Annotated in this window: 24 protein-coding genes; 12 read left to right on the top strand and 12 right to left on the bottom strand. The window is 65.5% G+C overall.

The annotated features are described in order from the left end of the window. The first annotated feature begins 50 nt into the window (after positions 1-50). Together J5M67_RS11040 and J5M67_RS11035 are read left to right on the top strand one after the other, a co-directional pair. Positions 51-548, top strand: a complete 498-nt coding sequence (locus J5M67_RS11040) for a GNAT family N-acetyltransferase (protein WP_207885354.1) — start codon at positions 51-53, stop codon at positions 546-548. A gap of 85 nt (positions 549-633) precedes the next feature. Further along, the gene (locus J5M67_RS11035) at positions 634-1,539 is read left to right on the top strand and encodes a DMT family transporter (RefSeq protein WP_207885353.1); all 906 of its coding nucleotides are present in this window, start codon (positions 634-636) and stop codon (positions 1,537-1,539) included. Positions 1,540-1,590: 51 nt separating this feature from the next. On the opposite strand, the gene J5M67_RS11030 is transcribed toward J5M67_RS11035, so the two are convergent. From J5M67_RS11030 to cysK, 3 genes are all read right to left on the bottom strand, one after another. Further along, positions 1,591-2,493, bottom strand: a complete 903-nt coding sequence (locus J5M67_RS11030) for a DMT family transporter (protein ID WP_207885352.1) — start codon at positions 2,491-2,493, stop codon at positions 1,591-1,593. Between the two features lie 436 nt (positions 2,494-2,929). Continuing rightward, positions 2,930-4,024 (bottom strand): polyamine ABC transporter substrate-binding protein, encoded by a 1,095-nt coding sequence (locus tag J5M67_RS11025; protein WP_207885351.1) that lies wholly within the window; start codon positions 4,022-4,024, stop codon positions 2,930-2,932. Between the two features lie 211 nt (positions 4,025-4,235). Next, positions 4,236-5,210 (bottom strand): cysteine synthase A, encoded by a 975-nt coding sequence (cysK, locus tag J5M67_RS11020; protein ID WP_207885350.1) that lies wholly within the window; start codon positions 5,208-5,210, stop codon positions 4,236-4,238. Between the two features lie 298 nt (positions 5,211-5,508). Here cysK and J5M67_RS11015 point away from each other — a divergent pair, with 298 nt between their 5' ends. From J5M67_RS11015 to J5M67_RS11000, 4 genes are all read left to right on the top strand, one after another. Beyond that, complete coding sequence (locus J5M67_RS11015; protein ID WP_015476360.1) at positions 5,509-6,354, top strand: MoxR family ATPase; 846 nt, start codon at positions 5,509-5,511, stop codon at positions 6,352-6,354. Positions 6,355-6,533: 179 nt separating this feature from the next. Next, complete coding sequence (locus J5M67_RS11010; protein WP_207885349.1) at positions 6,534-7,715, top strand: VWA domain-containing protein; 1,182 nt, start codon at positions 6,534-6,536, stop codon at positions 7,713-7,715. Between the two features lie 225 nt (positions 7,716-7,940). Continuing rightward, positions 7,941-8,960 (top strand): AraC family transcriptional regulator, encoded by a 1,020-nt coding sequence (locus J5M67_RS11005; RefSeq protein WP_207885348.1) that lies wholly within the window; start codon positions 7,941-7,943, stop codon positions 8,958-8,960. Positions 8,961-9,052: 92 nt separating this feature from the next. After that, positions 9,053-9,265 (top strand): DUF3079 domain-containing protein, encoded by a 213-nt coding sequence (locus tag J5M67_RS11000; RefSeq protein ID WP_207885347.1) that lies wholly within the window; start codon positions 9,053-9,055, stop codon positions 9,263-9,265. 4 nt (positions 9,266-9,269) lie between these two features. Here J5M67_RS11000 and J5M67_RS10995 read toward each other — a convergent pair whose 3' ends face one another. The 3 genes from J5M67_RS10995 to J5M67_RS10985 all read right to left on the bottom strand — a co-directional run bounded on the left by J5M67_RS10995 (position 9,270) and on the right by J5M67_RS10985 (position 12,899). Then, positions 9,270-9,665: a VOC family protein gene (locus tag J5M67_RS10995; protein ID WP_207885346.1), complete on the bottom strand. Its 396-nt coding sequence runs from the start codon at positions 9,663-9,665 to the stop codon at positions 9,270-9,272. 92 nt (positions 9,666-9,757) lie between these two features. Beyond that, complete coding sequence (locus tag J5M67_RS10990) at positions 9,758-10,324, bottom strand: hypothetical protein (RefSeq protein ID WP_207885345.1); 567 nt, start codon at positions 10,322-10,324, stop codon at positions 9,758-9,760. 154 nt (positions 10,325-10,478) lie between these two features. Next, positions 10,479-12,899, bottom strand: a complete 2,421-nt coding sequence (locus J5M67_RS10985) for a DUF3772 domain-containing protein (RefSeq protein WP_207885344.1) — start codon at positions 12,897-12,899, stop codon at positions 10,479-10,481. Between the two features lie 252 nt (positions 12,900-13,151). Here J5M67_RS10985 and J5M67_RS10980 point away from each other — a divergent pair, with 252 nt between their 5' ends. The 4 genes from J5M67_RS10980 to J5M67_RS29760 all read left to right on the top strand — a co-directional run bounded on the left by J5M67_RS10980 (position 13,152) and on the right by J5M67_RS29760 (position 16,794). Beyond that, the gene (locus J5M67_RS10980) at positions 13,152-14,192 is read left to right on the top strand and encodes a histone deacetylase family protein (RefSeq protein WP_207885343.1); all 1,041 of its coding nucleotides are present in this window, start codon (positions 13,152-13,154) and stop codon (positions 14,190-14,192) included. Between the two features lie 101 nt (positions 14,193-14,293). Beyond that, positions 14,294-15,391: an extracellular solute-binding protein gene (locus J5M67_RS10975; protein ID WP_207885342.1), complete on the top strand. Its 1,098-nt coding sequence runs from the start codon at positions 14,294-14,296 to the stop codon at positions 15,389-15,391. Positions 15,392-15,562: 171 nt separating this feature from the next. Continuing rightward, positions 15,563-16,483: a DMT family transporter gene (locus tag J5M67_RS10970; RefSeq protein ID WP_207885341.1), complete on the top strand. Its 921-nt coding sequence runs from the start codon at positions 15,563-15,565 to the stop codon at positions 16,481-16,483. 176 nt (positions 16,484-16,659) lie between these two features. After that, on the top strand, positions 16,660-16,794 hold the full coding sequence (locus J5M67_RS29760; RefSeq protein ID WP_279381562.1) for a PA1414 family protein: 135 nt from the start codon (positions 16,660-16,662) through the stop codon (positions 16,792-16,794). Positions 16,795-16,853: 59 nt separating this feature from the next. Here the strand turns inward: J5M67_RS29760 and J5M67_RS10965 are convergent, their stop codons facing one another. The 6 genes from J5M67_RS10965 to speB form a co-directional block, all read right to left on the bottom strand. Then, positions 16,854-17,579, bottom strand: coding sequence for an MBL fold metallo-hydrolase (locus J5M67_RS10965; RefSeq protein WP_207885340.1), 726 nt, complete (start codon positions 17,577-17,579; stop codon positions 16,854-16,856). 270 nt (positions 17,580-17,849) lie between these two features. After that, positions 17,850-19,451 carry a 5-guanidino-2-oxopentanoate decarboxylase gene (locus J5M67_RS10960; protein ID WP_207885339.1) on the bottom strand — a complete coding sequence of 534 codons (1,602 nt, stop codon included), beginning with the start codon at positions 19,449-19,451 and terminating at the stop codon, positions 17,850-17,852. An 86-nt stretch (positions 19,452-19,537) separates the two neighbouring features. Further along, complete coding sequence (locus J5M67_RS10955) at positions 19,538-20,917, bottom strand: sodium:solute symporter (protein ID WP_207885338.1); 1,380 nt, start codon at positions 20,915-20,917, stop codon at positions 19,538-19,540. A gap of 126 nt (positions 20,918-21,043) precedes the next feature. Beyond that, on the bottom strand, positions 21,044-22,558 hold the full coding sequence (locus J5M67_RS10950; RefSeq protein ID WP_207885337.1) for a cytosine permease: 1,515 nt from the start codon (positions 22,556-22,558) through the stop codon (positions 21,044-21,046). A gap of 25 nt (positions 22,559-22,583) precedes the next feature. Beyond that, positions 22,584-22,994 carry a nuclear transport factor 2 family protein gene (locus J5M67_RS10945; RefSeq protein WP_207885336.1) on the bottom strand — a complete coding sequence of 137 codons (411 nt, stop codon included), beginning with the start codon at positions 22,992-22,994 and terminating at the stop codon, positions 22,584-22,586. Between the two features lie 16 nt (positions 22,995-23,010). Further along, positions 23,011-23,970, bottom strand: coding sequence for an agmatinase (gene speB / locus J5M67_RS10940; RefSeq protein WP_207885335.1), 960 nt, complete (start codon positions 23,968-23,970; stop codon positions 23,011-23,013). A gap of 287 nt (positions 23,971-24,257) precedes the next feature. Here speB and J5M67_RS10935 point away from each other — a divergent pair, with 287 nt between their 5' ends. Both J5M67_RS10935 and J5M67_RS10930 read left to right on the top strand, forming a co-directional pair. After that, positions 24,258-25,154: a LysR family transcriptional regulator gene (locus tag J5M67_RS10935; RefSeq protein WP_207885334.1), complete on the top strand. Its 897-nt coding sequence runs from the start codon at positions 24,258-24,260 to the stop codon at positions 25,152-25,154. After that, the gene (locus J5M67_RS10930) at positions 25,151-25,750 is read left to right on the top strand and encodes a tRNA-uridine aminocarboxypropyltransferase (RefSeq protein WP_207885333.1); all 600 of its coding nucleotides are present in this window, start codon (positions 25,151-25,153) and stop codon (positions 25,748-25,750) included. Before J5M67_RS10935 ends, J5M67_RS10930 begins: the two co-directional genes overlap by 4 nt. Positions 25,751-25,795 lie beyond the last annotated feature (45 nt).

The raw sequence follows: 25,795 nt of genomic DNA, 5'->3' as shown, positions 1-25,795 counted from the left end.
GCTGGCCCACTCGATCTCGTTGATAAGAGCCTCGGCAAGGAGCTGACACGATGGACGCCATCCGCATCGAACGCTGCACGGAGCAGCACATCAACGGCCTGACCGCCCTCTACAATGACCGCGCCGTGGCCCGCCAGGTGCTGCAGATGCCGTACCAGGCACCGGAGCTGTGGCGCAAGCGGCTGTCCCAGGACAGCGAGCGCCAGGTGACCCTGGTGGCGCTGCATCAGGACGAAGTGGTCGGCAGCGCCAGCCTGGAACAGTACCCACGCGTGCGCCGCAGCCACTGCGGCGCCATCGGCATGGGCGTGGCGGTCGCCTGGCAGGGGCGCGGCCTCGGCACCCGGCTGTTGGCCGAGCTGCTGGAAATCGCCGATAACTGGATGAACCTGCGCCGGGTGGAGCTGACGGTCTATACCGACAACCAGCCGGCCATCGCGCTCTACCGCAAGTTCGGTTTCGAGGTGGAGGGTGAGCTGCGCGACTATGCCTTCCGCGAGGGCGCTTTTGCCGATGTTCTGAGCATGGCGCGCCTGCGCAGGAGCTGAGCATGGAGTTTGAAAGTCAGCTGTGGATGGACGGAAGGCGTCAGCGGCGTAGTCTGGTGGCTCCTTCGCCAAGGAGCCATTCGCGATGAGTCCCGCCGCACTCTTGAACCTGCTCGGGCTGGCCGCCATCTGGGGTGCCAGCTTCCTGTTCATGCGCCAGCTGGTGCCTGTCATCGGGGTGATGCCGACCGCGTTCTTCCGTGTCTTCCTCTCAGCCATCGGGCTGGTGGCGATCCTGCTGGCGCTGCGTACGCGTTGGGATTTTCGCGGCAAGTTCGGCCGTCTGTTGCTGATCGGGGTGATCAGCTCGGGCATCCCGGTGCTGATGTACAGCCTGGCGGCGCGGGTGTTGCCGGCGGGCTATTCGGCGATCTTCAACGCCACCACGCCGTTGATGGGCGTACTCATTGGTTCGCTGTTCTTCGGCGAGTCGCTGAGCGGTTCCAAGGCGCTGGGCGTGCTGCTTGGCCTCGGCGGTGTGGCGGTGCTGACCGGCGCCGGCCCGGTGCCGCTGGAGGCTGCCGTACTGTGGGGCGCCGGCGCCTGCCTGGTGGCGACCATGTGCTACGGCTTCGCCGGGTTCATCACCAAGCGCTGGATCAACGACCAGGGCGGCCTGGACTTCGGCATCTCGGCGCTGGGCAGCCAGATCGGCGCAACGCTGTGCCTGCTGCCGTTCTTCCTCGGCACCAGCCTGGACATGCCGCTTGCGCCGCTGATCGAGCCGAAGGTGGTGCTGGCATTGGCCGGGTTGGGCTTCCTCTGCACCTCCTTCGCCTATGTCCTGTACTTCCGCCTGCTGGCCAGTATCGGTCCGCTGAAGACCATGACGGTGACCTTCCTCATCCCGCTGTTCGGCGTGCTCTGGGGCGTGCTGTTGCTGGATGAGTCGCTGTCCTGGGCGCACTTGGAGGGTGGGATTCTGATTGCCGTGGCGCTGTGGCTGGTGCTGCGGCCGGCGCCGATGGCGAAGGTGGAGGCAACGAGCTGAGTGAGCCGGAGGCGAGGAGAAATCCTCGCCTCCGGCTGGCATGCCAGGCAATCAGCTATCGACTGCCTGCGCGGTCTCTGACGTACGCGCCGGAGCCGCCTTGCGAAACACCAGCATCAACCCCACCACGATCAGTCCCATTCCCAGCAAACCCAGCGCGGACAGGCGATTGCCAAATACCAGGTAGTCCATCAGCGCGGTAACCGCCGGCACCAGGTAGAACAGACTGGTGACGTTGACCAGGTTACCCGCGGCGATCATCCGGTAGAGCAGCACGGTAGCCAGTACCGAGACCATCAGCCCCATCCACAGCGCACTGAGGATGAAGGCAGCATTCCACTCCACGTGCAGCGGCTGGAAGGGTGCCACCGCCAGGCACAGGATCAGGCCGGCTATGTACTGCAGGGGCAGGGTACCCAGCGGATTCTCGCGGATGTTCTTCTGCAGGATCGAGCCGCCGGTGATTGATAGCAGCGCCAGCAGGCAACAGGCCAGGCCGGCGAAGGTCAGGCCGGACAGCCCTATGCTCTGATAGACCACCATCATCAGCCCGATCAGTCCCAATGCGAGGCCGCCCAGGCGAGCTGGCGAGTGCCGGCGTTCCAGCAGGAAGCTGGTCAGCATCGGCTGCACGCCGAGCACCGTGGCGATGACCCCGGGCGTGACGTGCAGGTCCAAAGCCATCAGGTAGAAGATCGGATAGATGCCCAGCATCACCAGGCCGGTGAGCACGGCGTGGCGAACCTGCCGGCGTTCGCGTGGCCAGCGCAGGCCGATCAGCGGCGAGAGGATCAGCAGTGCCACCAGCGCAGTGCCGAAGCGGGCGATGAGGAAGACCATGGGCGAGGCGTGGGCCAGGCCCCATTTGCTGATGATGGCGGCGCTGCTCCACAGCAGCACGAACAGCGAGGTACTGGCCAGGGCGGCCAGGGACGAACGATTGAACGAAATCATGCCATTTACCTGTCGTCAGGCAGATCACGACCGGCCTTCAGGCGGCCGGCCACAAGCCGGGAGCCGCGTCAGATGAGCGCGGAGAACCGGATGTCGGGAAACCCGTTAAGCGTCAGAAGCGCACGCCGGGCGGCGGGTAGGCCGCACCGGGAGGCGGAGGCGACGCAATGGCGACGACAGGAGGGGGAGGGCAGGCCGCACCCATACCCGCGCCGCGGGCCGGGGAGGCTGCAGCGATGATTGCCTGGGTGGGCAACGGGTATCGGGACATGGACGGGAACCTGCATCAGTAAGGCAGCGACGCGCTGCGTGGGCTGACTATAGCGGCTGATGTGCGTCGAGGCGAGCCTTGCGCGAGTCTTGCGGCAAGGCGCGAGCCCGGCGACAGAAACGACAGCGCGCGGCCGGGGCCGCGCGCTGCCAGGCAAGGTGACGCTTACTTGCCGGTCTTGATGGTGTTCCAGATACGGGTGCGCAGGCGGTCGATCTTCTGCGGCATGGATTCGAGGGCGAACAGCTTGGCCATCTTGTCCTGCGGCGGGTAGATCGCCGGGTCGGCCTTGATCGCCGCGTCCACCAGCGGATCGGCGGCCAGGTTGCCGTTGGCGTAGTGCACCGAGTTGCTCACGCCCGCCATCACTTCCGGACGCAGCAGGTAGTTCATGAAGGCATAGGCGGCCTTCTCATCGGGCGCATCGGCCGGCATGGCGACCATGTCGAACCACAGCGGCGAGCCTTCCTTCGGCGTGGAGTACTGCACGTCTACGCCGTTCTTGGCTTCCTTGGCGCGGGTGGCGGCCTGCAGGATGTCGCCGGAGAAGCCGACCACCATACAGATCTCGCCGTTGGCCAGATCGCTGACGTACTTGGAGGAGTGGAAGTAGCGGATGTACGGACGCACCTTGAGCAGTGCTTCCTCGGCCTTCTTGTAGTCTTCCTGCTTCTGGCTGTGGTGCGGCAGGCCCAGGTAGTTCAGGGTGATCGGCAGCAGTTCCGGACCGTTGTCCAGTACCGCTACACCGCACTTGGCCAGCTTCTCCATGTACTCGGGCTTGAAGAAGATGTCCCAGGAGTCGATCGGCGCGTTGTCGCCCAGCACTTCCTTGATCTTCGCCGAGTTGTAGCCGATGCCGGTGGTGCCCCACAGGTAGGGGAAGCCGTGTTCGTTGCCCGGGTCGTTCACTTCCAGCGCCTTCATCAGCACCGGGTTGAGGTTCTTCCAGTTCGGCAGCTGGCTCTTGTCCAGCTTCTTCAGTGCGCCGGCCTGGATCTGCTTGGCCATGAAGTGGTTGGACGGGAAGACGACGTCGTAGCCGGACTTGCCGGTCATCAGCTTGCCGTCGAGGGTCTCGTTGCTGTCGTAGACGTCGTAGGTCGCCTGGATGCCGGTTTCCTTGGTGAAGTTCGGCACGGTTTCCGGGGCGATGTATTCGGACCAGTTGTAGATCTTCACGGTGTCGGCCTGGGCGGCGCCTGCGGACACGGTGAGGGACAGCGCGAGGGTGGAGAGCAACGGGGCGGAAATTTTCATTCTTGTGTTCCTGACGGCGGTGCGGGATGCCCGGCGCCGTCCGCGCAGGGCGGTCGGCAAGCTGTGACGGGCTGCGCAAGAATTAACCGTTTTGCCGGAACATGGCGAGGGGCGGTGGCTGCTTGCGGGTCCGCAGACAGCCACCGTGACCCGGGTCGCGCCGGGTCGGAACCGCAGGTAGGAATCCGCCCCGGAGCGGGGCGGAGGCGTCTTACTGGACCAGGTCCTGTTCGTCGAACAGTCCTTCGAACAGCATGCTCGACAGGTAGCGTTCGCCCGAGTCGGGCAGGATGACCACGATGGTCTTGCCCTGCATGTTCGGCTCCTCGGCCAGCTTCACCGCGGCGGCCATGGCGGCGCCGCTGGAGATGCCGCAGAGGATGCCTTCTTCCTGCATCAGGCGCAGGGCCATGGCCTTGGCGTCGTCATCGGCGATGGTGGCGACACGGTCCACCAGCGACAGGTCGAGGTTCTTCGGCACGAAGCCGGCGCCGATGCCCTGGATCTTGTGCGGGCTGGGTTTGACTTCCTCGCCGGCCAGGGTCTGGCTGATCACCGGCGAGCTGACCGGCTCCACGGCCACCGAGAGGATCGGCTTGCCCTTGGTGTTCTTGATGAAGCGCGACACACCGGTGATGGTGCCGCCGGTGCCAACGCCGGCCACCAGCACGTCCACCGCGCCGTCGGTGTCGTTCCAGATTTCCGGGCCGGTGGTCTTCTCGTGGATCGCCGGGTTGGCCGGGTTGTCGAACTGCGCCGGCATGAAGTACTTCGCCGGGTCGCTGGCGACGATTTCCTCGGCCTTGGCGATCGCGCCCTTCATGCCCTTGGCCGGCTCGGTCAGTACCAGCTCCGCGCCCAGGGCCTTGAGCACCTTGCGGCGCTCCAGGCTCATGGAGGAGGGCATGGTCAGCACCAGCTTGTAGCCTCGGGCGGCGGCGACGAAGGCCAGACCGATACCGGTGTTGCCGGAGGTCGGCTCGACGATGGTCATGCCCGGCTTGAGGCGGCCGCTCGACTCGGCATCCCAGATCATGTTGGCGCCGATCCGGCACTTCACCGAGTAGCCGGGATTGCGCCCTTCGATCTTGGCCAGGATGGTGACGCCGCGCGGGGCGATACGGTTGATCTGGACCAGCGGCGTATTGCCGATGGACTGCGCGTTGTCTGCGTAGATACGGCTCATGGGGAGAGAGTCCTTGTCGCTCTTGAGTAGACCCGAAAGCCTATTCCCCGCCCGCCTCCGAGTCCAGACGCAGAACCGGCGGAAAGATCGGTCGCCGCGGCGCCTGGCGCGGGCCTCAATGAGTGTCCGGGAGGCTGGATTGGCGAGAAATGGCCGGGCACGCGGTGACCGGGCATTCAGTGACTGAATGCCCGTCCTGCGTTCACAGTCGAACGCCATGCGCGTTATAGTCGCAGTCTCCCAAACGCACCTCTCCGCCCGGGTCAGACCCCGGCCGCTACCGTTCGAGGATTTCCCGATGAAGTTCGAAGGCACTCAGTCCTACGTCGCCACCGACGACCTCAAGCTGGCGGTCAACGCCGCCATCACCCTGCAGCGTCCGTTGCTGGTGAAGGGTGAGCCGGGCACCGGCAAGACCATGCTGGCCGAACAGCTGGCGGAGTCCTTCGGTGCCAAGCTGATCACCTGGCACATCAAGTCCACCACCAAGGCCCACCAGGGCCTGTACGAGTACGACGCGGTGAGCCGTCTGCGCGACTCGCAGCTGGGCGTGGACAAGGTCCACGACGTGCGCAACTACATCAAGAAGGGCAAGCTCTGGGAGGCCTTCGAGGCCGAGGAGCGCGTGATCCTGCTGATCGACGAGATCGACAAGGCCGACATCGAGTTCCCCAACGACCTGCTGCAGGAACTCGACAAGATGGAGTTCTTCGTTTACGAGACCAACGAGACCATCAAGGCCAAGCAGCGCCCGATCATCATCATCACCTCCAACAACGAGAAGGAACTGCCGGACGCCTTCCTGCGCCGCTGCTTCTTCCACTACATCGCCTTCCCGGATCGCGAGACCCTGCAGAAGATCGTCGACGTGCACTACCCGAAGATCAGCGGCACGCTGGTCAGCGAGGCGCTGGACATCTTCTTCGACGTGCGCAAGGTGCCGGGCCTGAAGAAGAAGCCCTCCACCTCCGAACTGGTGGACTGGCTGAAGCTGCTGATGGCCGACAATATCGGCGAAGCCGTGCTGCGCGAGCGCGACCCCACCAAGGCCATCCCGCCGCTGGCCGGGGCCCTGGTGAAGAACGAGCAGGACGTTCAGCTCCTTGAACGCCTCGCCTTCATGAGCCGCCGCGCCAGTCGTTAACTATCGGGCTGCTGCGCGTCGGCCATGCTGCGTTGGAATCAGACTCGGAATGCTCATTTACAGTCGTAAACTCCGCTTCCTCGTCTGATTCCGCCTTGCCTGGCTCTAGCTCGCAAGCCCTTGCACCGAGTGCAGAAGGAGCATCGCTCCTGCATCAATGAATCAACGAGGGTGCAGCCATGCTGCTCAACCTGTTCAACGAAATGCGCGCGGCCAAGGTGCCGGTGTCGGTGCGCGAGCTGCTCGACCTGATCGATGCGCTCAAGCACCGCGTCGTGTTCGCCGACATGGACGAGTTCTACTACCTCGCCCGCACCATCATGGTGAAGGACGAGCGCCATTTCGATAAGTTCGACCGGGCCTTCGGCGCCTACTTCAAGGGCCTGGAAAAGCTCGACGACCACCTCAAGGCGCTGATCCCCGAAGAGTGGCTGCGCAAGGAATTCGAGCGCCTGCTGACCGACGAGGAGCGCGCGCAGATCCAGTCCCTGGGCGGGCTGGACAAGCTCATCGAGGAGTTCAAGAAGCGCCTGGAAGAGCAGAAGGAACGCCACGCCGGCGGCAACAAGTGGATCGGCACCGGCGGCACCAGCCCGTTCGGCTCCGGCGGCTTCAACCCCGAGGGCATCCGTGTCGGCGACGCCGGCAAGCGCCAGGGCAAGGCCGTCAAGGTATGGGACCAGCGTGAGTACAAGAACCTCGACGACCAGGTCGAGCTGGGCACGCGCAACATCAAGATCGCCCTGCGCCGCCTGCGCAAGTTCGCCCGCGAGGGTGCGGCGGAAGAGCTGGACATCGACGGCACCATCGACCACACCGCCAAGGATGCCGGCCTGCTCAACATCCAGATGCGCCCCGAGCGCCGCAACACCGTGAAGCTCCTGCTGCTGCTGGATATCGGCGGCTCCATGGACGCCCACGTGAAGGTCTGCGAGGAACTGTTCTCGGCCTGCAAGACCGAGTTCAAGCACCTGGAGTACTTCTACTTCCACAACTTCATCTACGAGTCGGTGTGGAAGAACAACCTGCGTCGCGGGAGCGAACGTACCTCCACTTTCGACCTGCTGCACAAGTACGGGCCGGACTACAAGGTGGTGTTCGTCGGCGACGCCGCCATGGCGCCCTACGAGATCACCCAGGCCGGCGGCAGCGTCGAGCACTGGAACGAGGAAGCCGGCTACGTCTGGATGCAGCGCTTCATGGAGAAGTACAAGAAGCTCATCTGGATCAACCCCTACCCGAAGGACACCTGGAACTACACCGCCTCCACGGGCCTCGTTCGCGAGCTGGTGAAGGAGCAGATGTACCCGCTGACCCTGAGTGGCCTGGAAGAGGGCATGCGGTTCCTCTCTCGCGGTTGAGCTTTCCCGCGGTTGAGCGCCGGGATGGTGCACGCGCACCGTCCCGATGTCCGCAAAGGTAACCTTCCGGCGGAGGCTCGAATCTGCCGACTTGCGTTGTACGCCCCGTAGCGCGGGGATCGATCCGGCCACGCTGGGTGGCCGGCACGCAACTTGCCTGCCCCTGAGCTGCGCCTGTCGCGGTAACACCGACGGGCACGCCATCGCGTCTACCCTGGGCATGACATGACTCCGCTGACCTTCTCCCGCTCCACCTGGCTCAACTCCCTGCACATGACCTCGCTGACCGTCGCGCTGATGGAGTCGGAAGGGCACAGCCGCGAGTCGATCCTGGAAGGCAGCGGCATCACCGGCGACGACCTGCTCGACCTGCGCCGGCTGGTCAGCCCGTGGCAGGAGCAGCAGGTGTTCATCAACGTGCAGAACCTTGCCGGCGAAGCCGCGCTGGGGCTGCGCCTGGGCGTGCGCACGCGGATCACCGCCTACGGCCTGCTGGGCTACGCGCTGCTTTCCGCGCCGACCCTGGGCGAGGCATTGCGCATTGGCCTGAGCTACCCGGTGCTGCTGGGCACCTACTTCCACCTTGTGCTGGAAGTGGACGGCGACATGGCCTGGCTGGTCGCCACCGGCTACGGCGAAACCGAGTCGATGCGGCCGTTCAACACCGAGCTGTGCCTGGGCTCGCTGAAAGTGGCCTGCGCCGACCTGCTCGGCCAACCGTTGCCGCTGGTGCGCGCCGAGTTCGACTATGACGGCCCCGAGGACCGCCGCGCCGCCTACGCGACCCTGTTCGGCTGCCAGCTGGCCTTCGGGAGCAAGCGCAGCGCCATTGGCTTCCCGGCCTCCTGGCTGGACATGCGCCTGCCCCTGGCCGACGCCGTGACCCATCGCGAGATGCTCGAACAGTGCCGCCGCCAGAACATCGACCTGGCCGCCCGCCGCGCCTGGCTGGACAAGGTCCGGGCGATCCTCGGCGAGCGCCTGCAGGAGCCGCCGGGCCTGGAAGAGCTGGCGCGCCGCCTCAACTGCTCCTCACGCAGCCTGCGCCGCCATCTGCAGCAACAGCAGACCAGCTACCAGCAACTGCTCGACGAGCTGCGCTTCGCCCGCGCCAAGGAGCTATTGCAGGACGGCGACATGCCCATCTACCGCATCGCCGAGGAGCTCGGCTTCAGCGAAACGGCCAGTCTGCGCCACGCCTTCCAGCGTTGGAGCGGCCAGCCGCCGAGCCACTTCCGCGCCTGAAATTTCCTTCGGACCTGTCGCAGGTCAAGGTATCGGCGGGGCGCGCGGGCATAGCCTTCAGGAATCCCACAAGGAAACCCGAGGGCCTGACCATGGCCAAGAAATTCCCCCTCAATCCGCCGCACCCCGAGCGTATCTGCTGGGGCTGCGACCGCTATTGCCCGTCCACCAACCTGGCCTGCGGCAACGGCGCGGACCGCACCATGCACCCGGCCGAGATGCTCGGCGAGGACTGGTACCAGTTCGGCGACTGGAACATCGAGGTGCCGGAGAAGATTGCCGTGCAGCTGGAGCCTTCCAGCTAGCGCCTTATGCCGCGCCGTCCTGGCGCGCGTAACTGACGGTGAGGATTTCCCACTGGTGGCCGTCCGGCTGGTTCCAGTAGAGGATGCGCCCGCCGTTCTCCGTGTCGACCTGATGATCCACCGGCCCGTGCACGCGGCTGCGCCAGGGGATTCCCGCGTCGCGCAGACGTCCGAGGATCGCATCGAATTCCGCTTCGCTGACCCGGAAGCAGAAATGCAGGCGGGGGAAGGGCTCTGCCCACTGGTCGAAGTCCAGGGTCAGCCCGGGATTGACGAACACCGGCACGAATGGGCCGACGCCTTCGCGGGCCCAGGGTACGTCCAGTAGTTCCGCGAGTTGCTGCGCCGCGGCCAGTTTGTCGGCGGCGGGTACCTGCAGGTGATCCAGCTCGACGCTCATGGTTGCCTCCAGTACGGATGCCCCTGAGCAGAGTCTACGCCCCTGCAAAGCGCGCATCCGGCCCTTGGTCGGGCCGGATGCGGCTGGTCGGATCAGCCCTTGGCCGGGGTGATGCCGTAGATCTTCTGGAACTTGCTGATCAGGGCGACCGGCTTGGACTCTTCCTTCTGCATCAGGTAGACCACGCGCTCGCCGTTGGGGCCGCTGGCGATCTCGGTGTGGCGGAAGATCGGTTCGCCCAGGTTGTTCATGTCGATCATGTCGCCGTAGCGCTGGGCCACGAAGATCACGCCATCCTTGCGGATTTCGCCGTAGAAGCCGGCTGCCGGCGGCAGGCTCTGCTTGTAGAACTGGTAGGAGGCGATCTTCTTCGGATCCTTGTCCTTGTCCTCGGCGCGTACGACCAGCACGACGTTCTGGCCGAACTTGTCCTTCTCGCCTACATCCCTCGTGTAGGTGGTCTTGCCGGTCACCAGGTAGTCGCGGTAGACGGTGGCGTCGTCGAACAGGTAGAGGGTCTCGTCGGTGCGCACCAGGTACCAGTCATCGTTGTTCGGGGTGACTTCCTTGCTGGCGACCGGCGGCTGCATGGTGCAGGCGCCGAGGCCGGCGACGAGCAGCGCGATGGATGCGGCTTTGAACACTTTATTGTTGAACATCGGTTTACCTCCCCAGGTTGAAAGTCAGGGAGTGTCGCCAGCGTTTGTAACGGGGTGATGACGGGTAGATGAACGATTTGTGCGCGCCGGCGGTTGCCGAAGGTCGGGCGCGTTTCCTGAATCAGCTTGAAAGGACGGCCGACCTGCGGCCGGCTCATTCTGCCGGGTCCGGCGCGGTTTTTTCCGGGACAGGCAGTGGTTGCTGCAGCACCATGCTTTGCGGCGAGGACAGCGGGATGCCCAGCTCACGCAGGCGGCCGAGAATGGTGAACAGCAGGTCGCTGCGCGCCGTCGCCACCGCTCGCGGGCTGTTCACGTAGCCCGATATGCCCAGGGTCAGCCCGGTGGCGCCGAGCTCCTTGAACGTCACCGACGGGGCCGGCGAGGCGGTGATCGATTCGTGTTCGGCGAAAGCGGCGAGCAGCACTTCGCGGACCTTCAGCACATCGGTATCCAGCGGCAGCGTCAGGCTGATGCTGACCACCCCCAGCGCGTTGCTCATGGTCACGTTGCGCACGTTCTGCGAGATGAACTGCGAGTTGGGGACGATCACCGTGGACTGGTCGGACATCTGGATCTCCGTGGCGCGCACGTTGATCCGCCGGATGTCGCCCTCGACACCGCCGGTCAGGCTGACCCAGTCGCCGACCTTCACCGGGCGCTCGGTGAGCAGGATCAGGCCGGAGATGAAGTTCTGCACGATGGCCTGCAGGCCGAAACCGATGCCCACCGACAGGGCGCTGACCACCCAGGTCAGGCTGGTGAGGTTGATGCGCAGCGCCGAGAGCACCAGCAGCACCAGGATGACCATGCCGATGTAGCCGACCAGGGTCACCAGCGAGGCGCGCATGCCCACGTCCATGCTGGTTTCCGGCAGCAGTTCGTCGGCCAGCCAACGCTTGAGCAGGCGTAGGCCGAACAGGCCGCCGCCGAGCGTCGCCAGGGCCAGCAGGATGTCCTGCGGGACGATGTTCAGTCGCCCCAGCGACTGGCCGCTTTCCACCAGCTGCAGCATGCCCTGCAGCAGTTCGCCGGGGCTGGTGCCGGAGGTGGAGAAGGCCACCAGCAGGGTCGACAGCACCAGCAGGGTACGGCCGGCACCGATCAGCAGGGTGGTGAACTGCGATTGATGCTGCGGATTGACCCCGAGGTTCTGCGCCAGGCGCTCGCCGAGCGGGTGCTTGGGTGACAGCAGGGCTTCGCAGAGGTCGCCGAACAGCGCAGTCAGCAGGTAGCCGCTGGCGCAGATGACACTGGCCCAGAGCAGCTTGCCGGCGAGGAAATAGGCCAGCGAGAGGTAGCCGGTGATGAGCGCCAGCAGGATCAGCAATACCGTGAAAAGGATGGCCAGGGCGATCACGTTGGCGAGTGGGGAGGTCTCATGCTCGTCCGCTTCGCGGCAGCTGCGACGGTAGCGATACAGCGCGGCGGCGAACAGCGCCGCCGTGGCCAGGGCGGTGACACCGTTGACCGCGACGGTCAGGGCAAGGCTGGCGCCGCTGGCGCTGTTCAGGCGTTCCTGGGTGCCAAGCAGCAGGAGCATCCAGGCCATCAGCCAGGGGAAGGGCGACAGGGCCTTGGCCACCGGGTCGGGCAGGTTCGGCAGGCGCCAGGACGGGCGCTGCACCGCCAGCAGGCCGCGTCCGAGACCGGCGGTGAAGGTGCAGAAAACTTCCAGGGCGAGAAACTGGTCCGCCAGGTTGGACATGGCGCCGTTGAGCTGTTCGTGCCAGTCCAGCCCTTCGCGGATCAGCGCGGCGCCACCCCCCAGGGTGAGGATGGTCGCCAGGCTCACCGACAGGGCCAGGGCACTCCGGCGCAGCCGGCCTACGGGGATCCAGCGGATCATCACCTGGGTCAGCAGCCCTTCCAGCAGGCGCCGTCCCGGTATCCACAACAGCACGGCGGCGATCAGGCAGGCAATGAAGGGCGTACGGTTGGCGGGCTGCCAGGCCTGGGCGAAACCCTCGGCAATCTGGTCGTGGACGGTATTCAGGCGCGCCAGGTCATCGTCGGTGGGGCGGATCAGGTTGGACCAGAAACGCGGGCTGAACGGGGGTGAGGAGCGCGTGGCGATCTGCGAGTTGAACTGGCTGCGGCGCAGGTTGACGATCTGCGCGGCGAGGTCCTGGGCGGCGCTGTCCAGTTGGGTGGCGCGCTGCACCTGCTTGGCCAGTGCCGTCTGCTGCGACTGCAGGTCGTTGCGCTGGCGGGTGAGGTTTTCCGCTTCGCCGGGCACTTCCGGACCGAGGACCTTGAGCTGGTCTTCCGTGCGCGCCAGGTTGGTGCTGAGGTCCCCCGCGCTCTGCTCGGCGTGCAGTTGGACCTGCAACGCGGCCTGTCGCAAGCTGGAGAGGAGGCTGTCGTCGATGTCGGCGGAGACGCGTTGGCGAATCAGTTCCAGGCGATCGCCCAACTGGTCCAGGTCGGCCGTATCGGGCAGGTCCGGCAGCTCGAGGGAGGGCGCCGGCGTCGCTTCGGTCGGCTCGTCCGCCTGCACGGCAGTAGCGCCTGCCAGCGACAACAGCAGTGCCAACAGGGCATGGCAGCATGCCCGTGCGATGGTATTCCGCATCTTCCCCTCATCCCTTGATCATGGCGTGATACCGGGAGTAGACCGGTTCCCGCCGTGGCGATTTCCTGAAGCATAGCGAGGCGGGGTGCCGCAGGGGAGGGTTTCGTGGTGAACTGTTGGTGAGTGCGGTTGGTTAAGGGTCATAAATTCTGGCCATATCGATCCCCTTTTGGCCGCCCACGCTGTTCTGCGTCGTGTCCAGGCTGGGCAGAATCCTGCCACCCGAGAACAAGAATCCCTGCGAGGTCACCCATGCTCACGGTATACAGCGACGATCACCGCCTGCACTTCGGCCAGTCCGAACTGGTCGATGGCAAACTCCAGCCCTGCTTCGAAATGCCCAGCCGCGCGGACACCGTGCTGGCCCGCGTGAAGTCGCAGAACCTCGGCGAGGTCATTGCGCCGAAGGACTTCGGGCTGGACCCGATCCTGCGCACCCACAACACCCGCTACGTAGAATTCCTCAAGGGCGCCTGGGCCCGCTGGGCGGCCGAAGGCCACACCGGCGACCTGGTCTCCACCACCTTCCCGGGCCGCCGCCTGCGCCGTGACGGTCCGATCCCCACCGCGCTGATGGGCGAGCTGGGCCACTACAGCTTCGACACCGAGGCACCTATCACCGCCGGTACCTGGCAGGCCATCTACAGCTCGGCCCAGGTCGCGCTGACCGCCCAGGACCATATGCGTCAGGGCGCCAACATGGCCTTCGGCCTGTGCCGTCCGCCGGGCCACCACGCCGGCAGCGACTTCATGGGCGGCTACTGCTTCCTGAACAACGCCGCCATCGTCAGCCAGGCCTTCCTCGACCAGGGCGCCAGGCGCGTGGCCATCCTCGACGTGGACTACCACCACGGCAATGGCACCCAGGACATCTTCTACCGCCGCAACGACGTGCTGTTCGCCTCGATCCATGGCGACCCGCTGGTGGAGTACCCGTACTTCCTCGGCCATGCCGACGAGCACGGCGAAGGCGCCGGTGAAGGCTACAACCACAACTACCCGCTGGCCCACGGCACCGGCTGGGATGGCTGGTCCGCCGCGCTGGAAGACGCCTGCCGCAGGATCGCCGCCTACGCGCCGGACGCGGTGGTGGTCTCGCTGGGCGTGGACACCTACAAGGACGACCCGATCTCCCAGTTCAAGCTGGACAGCCCCGACTATCTGAAGATGGGCGAGCGCATCGCCGCCATGGGCATCCCGACCCTGTTCATCATGGAAGGTGGGTACGCGGTCGAGGCCATCGGCGTGAACGCGGTGAACGTGCTGCAAGGCTACGAAGGCCGCGCGCGTTGACAGATGCCATCGGGCGGACGAGAGTCCGCTCGATGGCATTCTCGCTCGCAAGGCATTTTTGCTCGTAAGGCATTGCGCGGGCGCATCCAATGGTGAAGGACATGAACAAGAATAAAGTGCTGCGCGGCCTGTTCGCCGCGGCTACCCTCGTTATCGCCTGCGCTGCCCACGCCGAGCCCGAAGTTCGCATCTACAACTGGTTCGACTACATCGGTCCGGATACCCTCAAGGGCTTCCAGCAGGAAACCGGCATCAAGCCTCAGTACGACGTCTTCGACAGCAATGAAGTGCTGGAGGCCAAGCTGCTTTCCGGCCATTCCGGCTATGACGTGGTGGTGCCCAGCGACGGCTTCCTGCCCAACTACCTGAAGGCCGGCGTGTTCCAGCCGCTGGACAAGGGCAAGCTGCCGAACTGGAAGAACCTCAACCCCGCGCTGCTCAAGGTGCTTCAGGCCAAGGACCCGGGCAACCAGTACGTGATGCCCTACATGTGGGGCACCAACGGCATCGCCTACAACGTCGACAAGGTCAAGGCCGTGCTCGGCGACGATGCGCCGGTGGATTCCTGGGACCTGGTCTTCAAGCCGGAGAACCTCGCCAAGCTGAAATCCTGCGGCGTGGCCTTCCTCGACTCGCCCACCGAAGTGATCCCGCAGGTGCTGTTCTACCTGGGCCTGTCGCCGAACAGCCGCAATCCCGAGGACTACAAGAAGGCCGAGGCGTTGCTGATGCAGCTGCGTCCGCATATCACCTACTTCAGTTCCTCGAAGTTCTTCACCGATCTTGCCAATGGCGATATCTGCGTCGCCCTGGCCTGGTCCGGTGGCGCGATGCAGGCGGCCGCTCGCGCCAAGGAAGCCGGCAACGGCGTCCACATCGAATACCGCATTCCCAAGGAGGGCGCGCCGGTCTGGTTCGACGTGCTGGCGATTCCGAAGGACTCCAGGAATGTCGATCAGGCCTATGCCTTCCTCAATTACCTGCTACGTCCGGAAGTGGTGGCGCCGATCTCCGACTACGTTGCCTACGCCAACCCCAACCAGGCGGCGGACCAGCTGATCTCGGCGGCGCTGCGCGACAACCCCAACGTCTATCCGTCGGCCGAGGTACAGGCCCGCTTGTATTCGGTGGAGATGCTCCCGCCGAAGCTGGAACGCATCCGCACCCGCACCTGGAGCCAGGTGAAGTCGGGCAAGTGATGTCGCTGGTGGCTGGCTGGACAGCGGGTTTCCGTTGGCGGCCAGTCGTCGTGAACTGAAATAATCGGCGGGCGTTAGTTGCGCTGATTTTTCCCAGGACGTTCCTCCCTCACTGACGAGCCCTGCCATGCCCAGTCCGACTGTCGACCGCGCCGATGCCCGGAGGCGCCCATGATTCCCGAACGCAAGAACGCCGATGCGTTCGCCATCCAGACGATGACCGGACTGTGCGTGATCTGGGGCATCCAGCAGGTGGCGGTGAAGCTGGCGGCGCCGGATGTCGCGCCGATCATGCAGGCCTTCGGGCGCAACCTGATCGCCGCCGTGCTGCTGGGCTTGTGGATGTGCTGGCGCGGCGGCTGGGAAGGGCTGCGCCAGGGCACGCTGAAGGGCGGCATGCTGGCCGGGGTGCTGTGCGCCGCGGAGTTCTTCTTCATTGCCCAGGGGCTGGTATACACCTCCGCCTCGCACATGGCGGTATTCCTCTACACGGCGCCGATCTTCTCCGCGCTGGCCCTGCACTTCCTGCTCCCCAGCGAACGCCTGCGGCGCTTGCAGTGGTTGGGTATCGCGGTGTGCTTCGGCGGCATCCTGCTGTGCTTTGGTGGCGGTTTCGACCTCGCCGGGGTGGATGGCCGCATGTTGCTGGGCGATCTCTTCGGCGTGCTCGCCGGCCTGTCCTGGGGCATGACCACGGTGGCGGTGCGTACGACGCGCCTGTCCGAGGCACCGCCGAGCCTGACATTGTTCTACCAGATGTTCGTCGCCGCCTTGATGCTGCCGTTCGCCGCACTGGCGCTGGGCAAGACCCATGAGGTCAGCTTCACCGCCATCGGCGTGGGCAGCGTGCTGTTCCAGGGTGTGGTGGTGTCGTTCTTCAGCTATTTCTGCTGGTTCTGGCTGCTGCGTCGTTACCTGGCGTCGAACCTGGCGGTGTTTTCCTTCATGACGCCGATGTTCGGCATTGCCTTCGGCGTGCTGATCCTGGGTGAACCGCTGAGCCTGAACTTTGTCGGCGGCGCGGTGCTGGTGCTGGCCGGCATCACCCTGGTCAGCAGCGAGCAGTGGATACGGCGAAAGCTGCGCCGGTGATCGGCCGATGTGCCGCGCCCTTGATTCAGGTCAGGCGTCGCGGCGGCGGTAACCGATAGGCTTTGTATCAAGGAATGAGTAGCGCGGGCGGAGAGTGGGACGCCGAGCTATTCTTTCCCAGGGTGGCCCATGGTGGTACGGGCCGCCCGACCCGAATTGGAATGAGGAGGCATCCCATGAAAGTCTGGCTGCAAGGCATCGCGTGGAAACTGGCTGTCACGCTCGGACTGATCGAGCCTCCACGCATGCAACCCATCCCCATCCGCAGCGACGAACAGCGTCGCCTGATGGAGCAGCGTCGGCGCTACTGATCGCGCCTCGGCCAACCGCTGAAGAAAAACCCGCCTGATGGCGGGTTTTTTCTTGCCCGCTATTCGTGAGCCTTGAACCAGTCGTCGATCATCGACTTCAGGCGCTCTCCGGAAAAGCTCGGGAAATGCCCGCCGTGCACGGTGCGCACCGGCAGCTCGCGCAGGCGCGCCAGGCTTTTCGCGTAGTCATCGAGGTTCGAATGGTAGGCATCCTCGATCAGCGGGCCGTCGTAGATGATGTCGCCGGAGAATAGCGTCCGGGTCTTCTCTTCCCACAGGCTGATGCCGCCCGGGGAATGCCCCGGCGTGTGCAGTACCTGCAGGGTCCGGTCGCCCAGGTCGAGCACGTCGCCCTCGTCGATGGTGCGCGTCGCCGGCGCGGCCTTGACCCGGTATTCGGCGTAGCACAGCGGGCAGTCGGGATGGGCGTCGAACATCTCGTCGCCGACGAAGGCGGTGGCCAGGGTGCGTTCGCCGTCGGGGTTGGCGAGGATGTCGGCTTCGGCCGGATGCACCAGGCGTTCGTCGAACTCGTGGTGGCCGGCGATGTGGTCGAAGTGGGTATGGCTGGCGACCGCCAGCAGTGGGCGTTCGGTGAGCCAGGGCAGTTGCTCGCGCAGGCTGACCAGGCCGGAGCCGCTGTCCACCAGCACGTCGCGGTCGCGGCCCTGGATGTGCCACAGGTTGCAGCGGTAGAAGGGGCGGACGTAGGGCTCGTGGATCAGGCTGACGCCGTCGTAGCAGTGGCGGACTTCGAACCAGCGGTCACGGGTGACGATTTTCATGGCGAGACCTTGTTCTGTGGCGTTGGTGTGTGCTGCAGCAGCTGTCTATCGGGTTCCCGCGTTCGCGGGAATGACGCCAGGAAACACTGCGCTCGACGCCGTCATTCCCGCGAACGCGGGAACCCGGAGAAAGGAGCGTAGGGCGTACAACCGTTCGCGGTTGTACGCCGATACTCCGTGCCATTCATTGGCGTCAGGGCCAAGCCCGGAGCGCCCTGAGGTCGGGGTGAAACGGCGTACGACGTCGAACGTCATACGCCCGGTCCAACGTTACGGCGCGAAGGGCGCCGCTTCCATCACTTCCACGATCAGCGGGCGATCGCTCGGGGCGTTGCGCAGCAGCTCCTGCAGGTGGTCATGGTCGCGGGCGCGCTCGGCGGCGCAGCCGAAGCCCTTGGCGATGGCGAGGAAGTCCGGAGTGTAGATGTCCACGCCCAGCGGGGTGATGTCGCGGCGTTCCATGTAGCGCTTGATCTCGCCGTAGCCGTAGTTGTTCCACAGCAGCACGACGATGCCTACCTTGGCTTCCACGGCGCTGGCGAGTTCGGTCATGGTGAACTGCAGGCCGCCGTCGCCCATCAGGCTGATCACCGGGCGACCCGGCTCGCCGAGCTTGGCACCGATGGCCGCCGGCAGGCCGTAGCCCAGGGTGCCGTAGCCGGTGGAGGCGTTGAACCAGCGGCGGCCGCCGTCCAGTTCCACCAGGTGGTTGCCGCTGTAGACGGTCTGGGTGGAGTCGCCGACGAAGCGGGCATCGGGCAGCACTTCGAGGATCTTGGCGAACAGGGTGCGGTAGTGCTCCCAGCCGCTGAAGTCCTCGGCCAGTTGCGCACGCACCTTGGCCGCGCGCTGGGCGCCGGGGCTGTTGGTATCGGCTTCGCGGGCCGGCAGCAGTTCCAGCAGGCCGCGCATGGCGGTGCGGGCGTCGGCGTGGATGGCGATCTTCGGCGTCTGGTTGCGCATCAGCTGCTGCGGGTCGATGTCGACGCGGATCAGCTCGCCGCCGATCTTGAAGTTGCCGTCGAACACCACGTCGTAGTCGGTCTCGCCCAGTTCGGTGCCGATGGCGAGGACCACGTCGGCCTCCAGCGCCAGTTCACGGACCGGGATCAGCGACTGGTTGCTGCCGATCAGCAGCGGGTGGTCCGGCTGCAGCAGGCCCTTGGCATTGATGGTCAGTGCGGTCGGCGCATCCAGGGCGATGGCCAGGGCGCGGGCTTCGGCCTGGGCTTCGACGCAGCCGCCACCGAGCAGCAGCAGCGGCTTCTGCGCCTTGGCCAGCTTGGCGGCGGCCTCGTGCAGCGGCGAGCGCGCCGGGGCCGGGCGGGCCAGTTGCACGCGCGGGCGCACCTGCATGTGGTCGGCCGGAGCCGTGATGATGTCCAGCGGCAGCTCGATGTGCACCGGACGCGGACGCTCGCTGTCGAACACGGCGAAGGCGCGGGCCAGCACGGCCGGCAGCTCGTCGACGCTCATCAGGGTGTGGCTGAAGGCGCTGACGCCGGCGACCATGGCGCGCTGGTTCGGCAGCTCGTGCAGGTAGCCGTTGCCGTGGGCCAGGCGCGAGCGCTCGTTGACGCTCGAGATCACCAGCATGGGGATGGAGTCGGCGTAGGCCTGGCCCATGGCGGTGAGGATATTGGTCATGCCCGGGCCGGTGATGATGAAGCACACGCCCGGCTTGCCGGTGACGCGGGCATAGCCGTCGGCCATGAAGCCGGCGCCCTGTTCGTGGCGCGGGGTGATGTGGCGGATATCGCTGTGGGGCAGGCCACGGTACAGCTCGACGGTGTGCACGCCGGGGATACCGAAGACGGTGTCGACGCCCCAGGCTTCGAGTTGCTTGACGAGGAATTCGCCGCAGGTGGTCATGGCAGTTTCCTTACAGGGAGAGGTCGTGAAATGAAACGGGGCGCGGTGATCGACTCGCCGCGCCCCATTCTTTGTGTGGTGCTCGATCAGGCTGCGTCGGCGACCGCAACCGGGCGGGGCGAGAGCAGGCTGACGACGATGAAGCTGACCAGGCCGACGGCCAGACTGTAGTAGATCGGGGTGTTGGCGTCGAAGCCATCCTTGAGCATGAACACCAGGGCGGTGATGAAGCCCAGGGCCATGCTGGTGATGGCGCCGGCGGTGGTGGCGCGCTTCCAGTAGATGGCACCGATCAGCGGGATCAGCATGCCGCCTACCAGCAGGTTGTAGGCCAGGGTCAGGGCGCTGATCACGTCATTCACTACCAGGGCGATGGCCAGTACCACCAGACCGGTCAGGGCGGTGAACAGGCGGCTGGTGCCCAGGCTCGATTCCTTGCCGCCGCGCAGCTTGGGCAGCAGGTCTTCGGTGATGGTGGTGGAGGCGGCGAGCAGGCCGGCGCTGGCGGTGGACATCATGGCGGCCAGGGCGGCAGCGATCACCAGGCCACGGATGCCATCCGGCAGGGCGGACTGAACGATGGCGGCGAAGGCGTTGTTGACGTTGTCCAGGTCAGGCAGCAGCACCTTGGCGCACATGCCGATCAGGGCGCCGACCAGACCGTAGATCACGCAGTACACGCCCGCGGTGGTGCCGGCGTACTTGGCGACGTTCTCATCGCGGGCGGTGAACACGCGCTGCCAGATGTCCTGGCCGATCAGGATGCCGAAGAAGTAGATCAGGAAGTAGGTGATGATGGTGTCGTAGCCGATGGTGTGGAAGCTGAAGGCACTGGCCGGCAGTTTCGCCACCAGCTCATCCCAGCCGCCCACGCGGTACAGGCAGATCGGCAGCAGCACGAACATCAGGCCGACGGTCTTGATGATGAACTGCACGATGTCGGTCAGGGTCAGCGACCACATGCCGCCGATGGTGGAGTACACCACGACCACGCCGCCGCCCAGCAGGACGGAGACCCAGAACGGCAGACCGAACAGCACCTGCATGACGGTGCCGATGGCGAGGGTGGAGACCACGCCGATCATCAGGGCGTAGGCGAACATGATCACTGCCGAAGCCTGGCGGGCCATCGGGTTGTAGCGACGCTCCAGGACCTGGGTGACGGTGAAGATGCGCAGCTTGAGCAGCGGCTTGGCCAGGAACAGGTTCAGCGCGATGATGCCGGCGCCGAGGGCCGCGCACAGCCAGAAGCCGGAGATGCCGTGGACGTAGCCCAGGCGCACGGTGCCCACGGTGGACGCGCCACCCAGTACGGTGGCAGCCATGGTGCCCATGTAGAAGGACGGGCCGAGGTTCCGACCGGCCACCAGGAACTCCTCATGGGTCTTGGCGCGGCGCATGCCGTACCAGCCCAGGACCAACATGCCGGCGGCATAGATCAGAACAACGAATATATCCAAGGCCATGATCGGCTCCTCACACTTGCATTGTCATTGTTGCCGCACGCTTGTGGCGTGCGGTGATTCACCGGACCGACGGAGGTCGGTCCGATGGGGCTTTGGGGTATCGCTCCGCCTCGGGCGGGCGGTCGATCAGGCTGCCGGCTCGCTGATGTCCAGTACCGGACGATCATGGCTGCCTACCCAGCGCGGGCCTTTGGGGCCATACACGCCGGCGGATTCCGGGAAGGTGCGCAGCAGGGCGATGTAGAGCAGGGCGGCCATGCCGAGGGTGACCGGCAGGCTGATGTCGATGCCGCCGGCCAGGTTGCCCAGGGGACCGACGAACTGGCCCGGCAGGTTGACGAAGCACAGGCCCAGGGCCGCGCTCGGGATCCACGCACCCATGCCGCGCCAGTTCCAGCCGTTGTGGAACCAGTAGGCGCCGCCTTCCTGGCCACGGGTGAACACCTGCAGGTCGTCGGCGTGGTAGAAGCCACGGCGAATCACCAGGCCGAGGATCATGATCACCATCCAGGGGCTGGTGCAGGTGATGATCAGCACGGCGAAGGTGGACACGCTCTGCACCAGGTTCGCGGCGAAGCGACCGATGAAGATGAAGGCGATGGACAGCACGCCGATCAGCAGGGTGGCCTGTACGCGGTTGAGCAGGCGCGGGAACACGCTGGACATGTCCAGGCCCGTGCCGTACAGCGAGGTGGTGCCGGTGGACATGCCGCCGATCACCGCGATCAGGCACACCGGCAGGAAGAACCAGCTCGGCGATACCGCCAGCAGGCCGCCGACGTAGTTGTTCTGCGCGATGTAGTCCGGGGCGTTGACCGCGACGATGGTGGCTGTGGCCAGGCCGAACAGGAACGGGATCAGGGTCGCCAGCTGGGCGCAGATCACCGCCAGCATGATGCGCTTCTGCGAGGTTTCGCGCGGGATGTAGCGCGCCCAGTCACCGAGGAAGGCGCCGAACGACACCGGGTTGCTCATGGCCAGCAGGGCGGCGCCGATGAAGGCGGCCCAGAAACCTTCGCCGCCCATCTGCACGGTGCCGGCGTAGCTGGCATCGAAAGGACCGGAGAAGGCGAACAGGCCGAGCAGGAACAGCAGGCTCGCGGCCCACACGGCGATCTTGTTGACCATCAGCATGAAGCGGAAGCCGTAGATGCAGACGATCAGCACCAGCACGGCGAACAGACCGTAGGCCAGGCCCAGGGTCAGGTCGGTTTCCGGCAGGTCGAACAGGCGCTTGGCGCCGCCGATCAGCGCATCGCCCGAGCTCCATACGGAGAGGGAGAAGAAGGCCACGGCGGTGAGCAGCGACAGGAACGAGCCGACGATCCGCCCGTGCACGCCGAAGTGGGCGCCCGAGGAGACCGCGTTGTTGGTGCCGTTGAGCGGGCCGAACAGGCCCATGGGGGCGAGGATCAGCGAACCGACCAGCACGCCGAGGACGATGGCCCAGACGCCCGCCTGGAACGACAGCCCGAACAGAACCGGGAAGCTGCCGAGCACAGCGGTGGCGAAGGTGTTGGCGCCGCCGAAGATCATGCGGAACAGATCGGTGGGCGTGGCGTTACGTTCGTGATCCGGGATCTGCTCGACCCCGAATGTCTCGATCGTTGTAATGGCGTGTGCGTTGTTCTTGTTATCCATGACTTCCTCCCGGGATGCCCTGTCTTTATGGCGTCGGAGACGGTGACAGGTGCTCGTGCGTGGCCAGCCAGCGGCCTTGTTTCGGATCACGGCGGAAGACGATGGTCTCCCGTTCGTGGTTCAGGCTTTCCTCTCCCTGGATGCGCAGCCGCGTGGCGACGTCGTGGCAGAACACGGCCACATCGTCACTCTGCAGGCTGACAAAGGTATTGCTGGATTGGCATTCGAGGACTTCGAAGCCATCGTCACGCAGCCAGCCTTCCCACACCTCGCGATACGCCGCGCGCGACAGCAGCGGCTGCGGCCAGGTGTGGAAGATGAAGCTGGCGTCTTCGCTGAAGGCCGCGAAGTAGGCCTCGGTGTCGGTGCGCGCGAAGGCTGCCACGAGATCGCGGGCAGCCTCCAACACCTGTGCTACGCAGGCATCGTTGTTCATCGGTGGTCTCGCGCGCTTAGCGGCGCTCTACGCCCGGGAGGATGCAGAGCATTTCGTACAGCAGGTTGGCGCCGAGCAGCGAGGTGTTGCCGGTGGTGTCGTAGGGCGGGGAGACTTCCACCAGGTCGCAACCGATGATGTCCAGGCCCTGGCAGCCACGCACGATTTCCATGGCCTGGATGGTGGTCAGGCCACCGATTTCCGGGGTGCCGGTACCGGGCGCCCAGGCGGGGTCGATACCATCGATGTCGAAGGACAGGTAAACCGGGCCGCCGCCGACTTTCTCGCGTACTTCAGCCATCAGCGGGGCCAGCGACTTGTGCCAGCACTCTTCGGCCTGCACCACGCGGAAGCCCTGCTTGCGGCTCCAGTTGAAGTCTTCGGCGGTATAGCCCTGGGCGCGCAGGCCGATCTGCACCACGCGGTCGCAGTCGAGCAGGCCTTCTTCCACCGCGCGGCGGAAGGTGGTGCCGTGGGCGATCTTCTCGCCGAACATGTGATCGTTGACGTCCGCATGGGCGTCGATGTGCACCAGGCCGACCTTGCCGTGCTTCTTGTGGATGGCACGCAGGATCGGCAGGGTGATGGTGTGGTCGCCACCCAGGGTCAGCGGGATGATGCCGCGGTCGAGAATGCCGTCGTAGGCTTCCTCGATGATGCGCACGGCTTCCAGCAGGTTGAAGGTGTTGATCGCCACGTCACCGATGTCGGCGATGTTCAGCGAGTCGAACGGCGCGGCGCCGGTGGCCATGTTGTACGGACGGATCATCACCGATTCGGCGCGGATTTCGCGCGGCCCGAAACGAGTGCCGGAGCGCAGGGAGGTGCCGATGTCCAGGGGCACGCCGACGAAGGCGGCATCGAGCTCGTTGAGCTCTTCGGGGGACTGGATATGCGGCAGGCGCATCATGGTGGCGATGCCGCCGAAACGCGGCATTTCGTTACCGCCCAGGGGCTGGTGAAGTTTCTTGTCCATGGGGAGGGCCTCAGGCTGATCGCTGTCTTCGTGGAAACAGGCTTGTTGATACTGAGGTCGGATTCTCATCAGGTTGGGTAGTGGGAAAAATCGCTGGCTACAAATAATCAGTTCAGAGTTTTCTAAACTTTCCCTGAGCGCTAGACTGCGCCACCTCGTCGCAGGGGTAGGGTTGCCGGGCGCATGGGACCTGACCTGCGGATCGATAGGCAGCTTGCTATCGTTCGTTTCGCTGGTGCAGAAAGTACTGAACTAGAGCGGCTTTGCCGCCGTTTTACGGAGTCCACATGACCGCCAGTGCATTGCCTGACATCAAGCTGCTGCGGATCTTTGCCTGCGTGGTGCGCAGCCAGGGCTTCGCCGCCGCCCAGCAGGAGCTGAACCTGTCGACCTCGGCGATCAGCACCTACATGAGCCAGCTGGAGAACCAGCTGGGCATCGTGCTCTGCCACCGCGGCCGTGGCGGCTTCGGGCTGACCAGCAAAGGCGAGCTGTTCTACCAGGAAACCCTGCGCATCCTCGGTGAACTGGAAGGCTTCGAGCGTTATGCGGCAACCTTGAAAGGTGAGCTGCGTGGCACCCTGAACCTCGGCGTGCTGGACTCCACCGTGAGCGACCCGGCGTTGCCGCTGGCCGACGTCATCGGCTCTTTCAGCAGCCTGCACCCGGCGGTGCACCTGCACCTGCAGGTGCAGAGCCCCTACGAGTTGCAGCTGGCGGTATTGGACAACCGCCTGGACCTGGCCATCGGCTCCTTCTTCAGCCGGATGAACGGCCTGGTCTACCAGCCTCTCTATAGGGAGCAGCACTGGTTGTACTGCAGCGACCGCCACCCGCTGTTCGATGGCCGGCGCATTCCCGCCGAGCTGATCACCCAGCAGCGCATGGTCGGCCGCGGCTATTGGAGCCAGGCGGAGCTGGCGCGGCACGGCTTCAAGCACAGTGCCGGCACCGTGGAGAGTATGGAGGCGCAGCTGATCCTGATCCTCTCCGGCGGCTACATCGGCTACCTGCCCGAGCACTACGCCCACCCCTGGGTGGAGCAGGGCCGCCTGCGGGCCTTGCTGCCGACCACCTTCGGCTACCAGGCACCGTTCTCCCTGATCCTGCGTCGCGGCCGCTCCCGCGAGCCGCTGATCCAGAACTTCCGCGACCTGCTGCGTACGCAGCCGAACACGCCATGAGCCGCGCCCGCTGCCCGCGTTGCGAGCGCCCTTTGACGCACTGTCTGTGCGCGCTGATCCCGCATCTGGACAACCGCACCCGTGTGCTCCTGCTGCAGCACCCGAGCGAGGTCGGCCATGCGCTGAACACCGCGCGGCTGGCGGCGCTCGGCCTGGCCAATGCGGAGTTGCTGGTGGGGGAGGACTTCAGCGGGTTGGACCTGTCGGGCTGGGATGCCTGGCTGTTGTTCCCTGGCGAGTCTGCCGTCACGCTTGCCGAAGTGGCGGCGCGGCCTGTGGATAAACCGCGCCTGCTGGTGGTGCCCGACGGCACCTGGCGCAAGGCGCGCAAGCTGTTGCACCTCAACCCCGATCTTGCAGCGCTCCCGCGAGTCGTCCTGCCGGAGGGGCTGACCTCGCGCTATCGCCTGCGCAAGGCGCCGGCCGAAGGCGCGCTGTCGACCATCGAGGCGGTGGTGCATGCCCTCGATGCGCTGGATGCGCCGCAGTCCCATGCCGAACTGCTGCGTCCGTTCGATGCGCTGATCGAAGGGCAGATTGCCGCGATGGGAGAGGAGATCTTCCAGCGTAATCACGGGCCGCGTCCTTCATCCTGACAACGGCGGACCTTGTCCGCCATCGCGTGCATGGCACGCTCCTAC

It is taken from the genome of Pseudomonas sp. 30_B (assembly GCF_017491605.1).
In the GTDB taxonomy this organism is placed as follows: domain Bacteria; phylum Pseudomonadota; class Gammaproteobacteria; order Pseudomonadales; family Pseudomonadaceae; genus Pseudomonas.
This window is presented reverse-complemented; position numbering and strand designations above follow the sequence as displayed.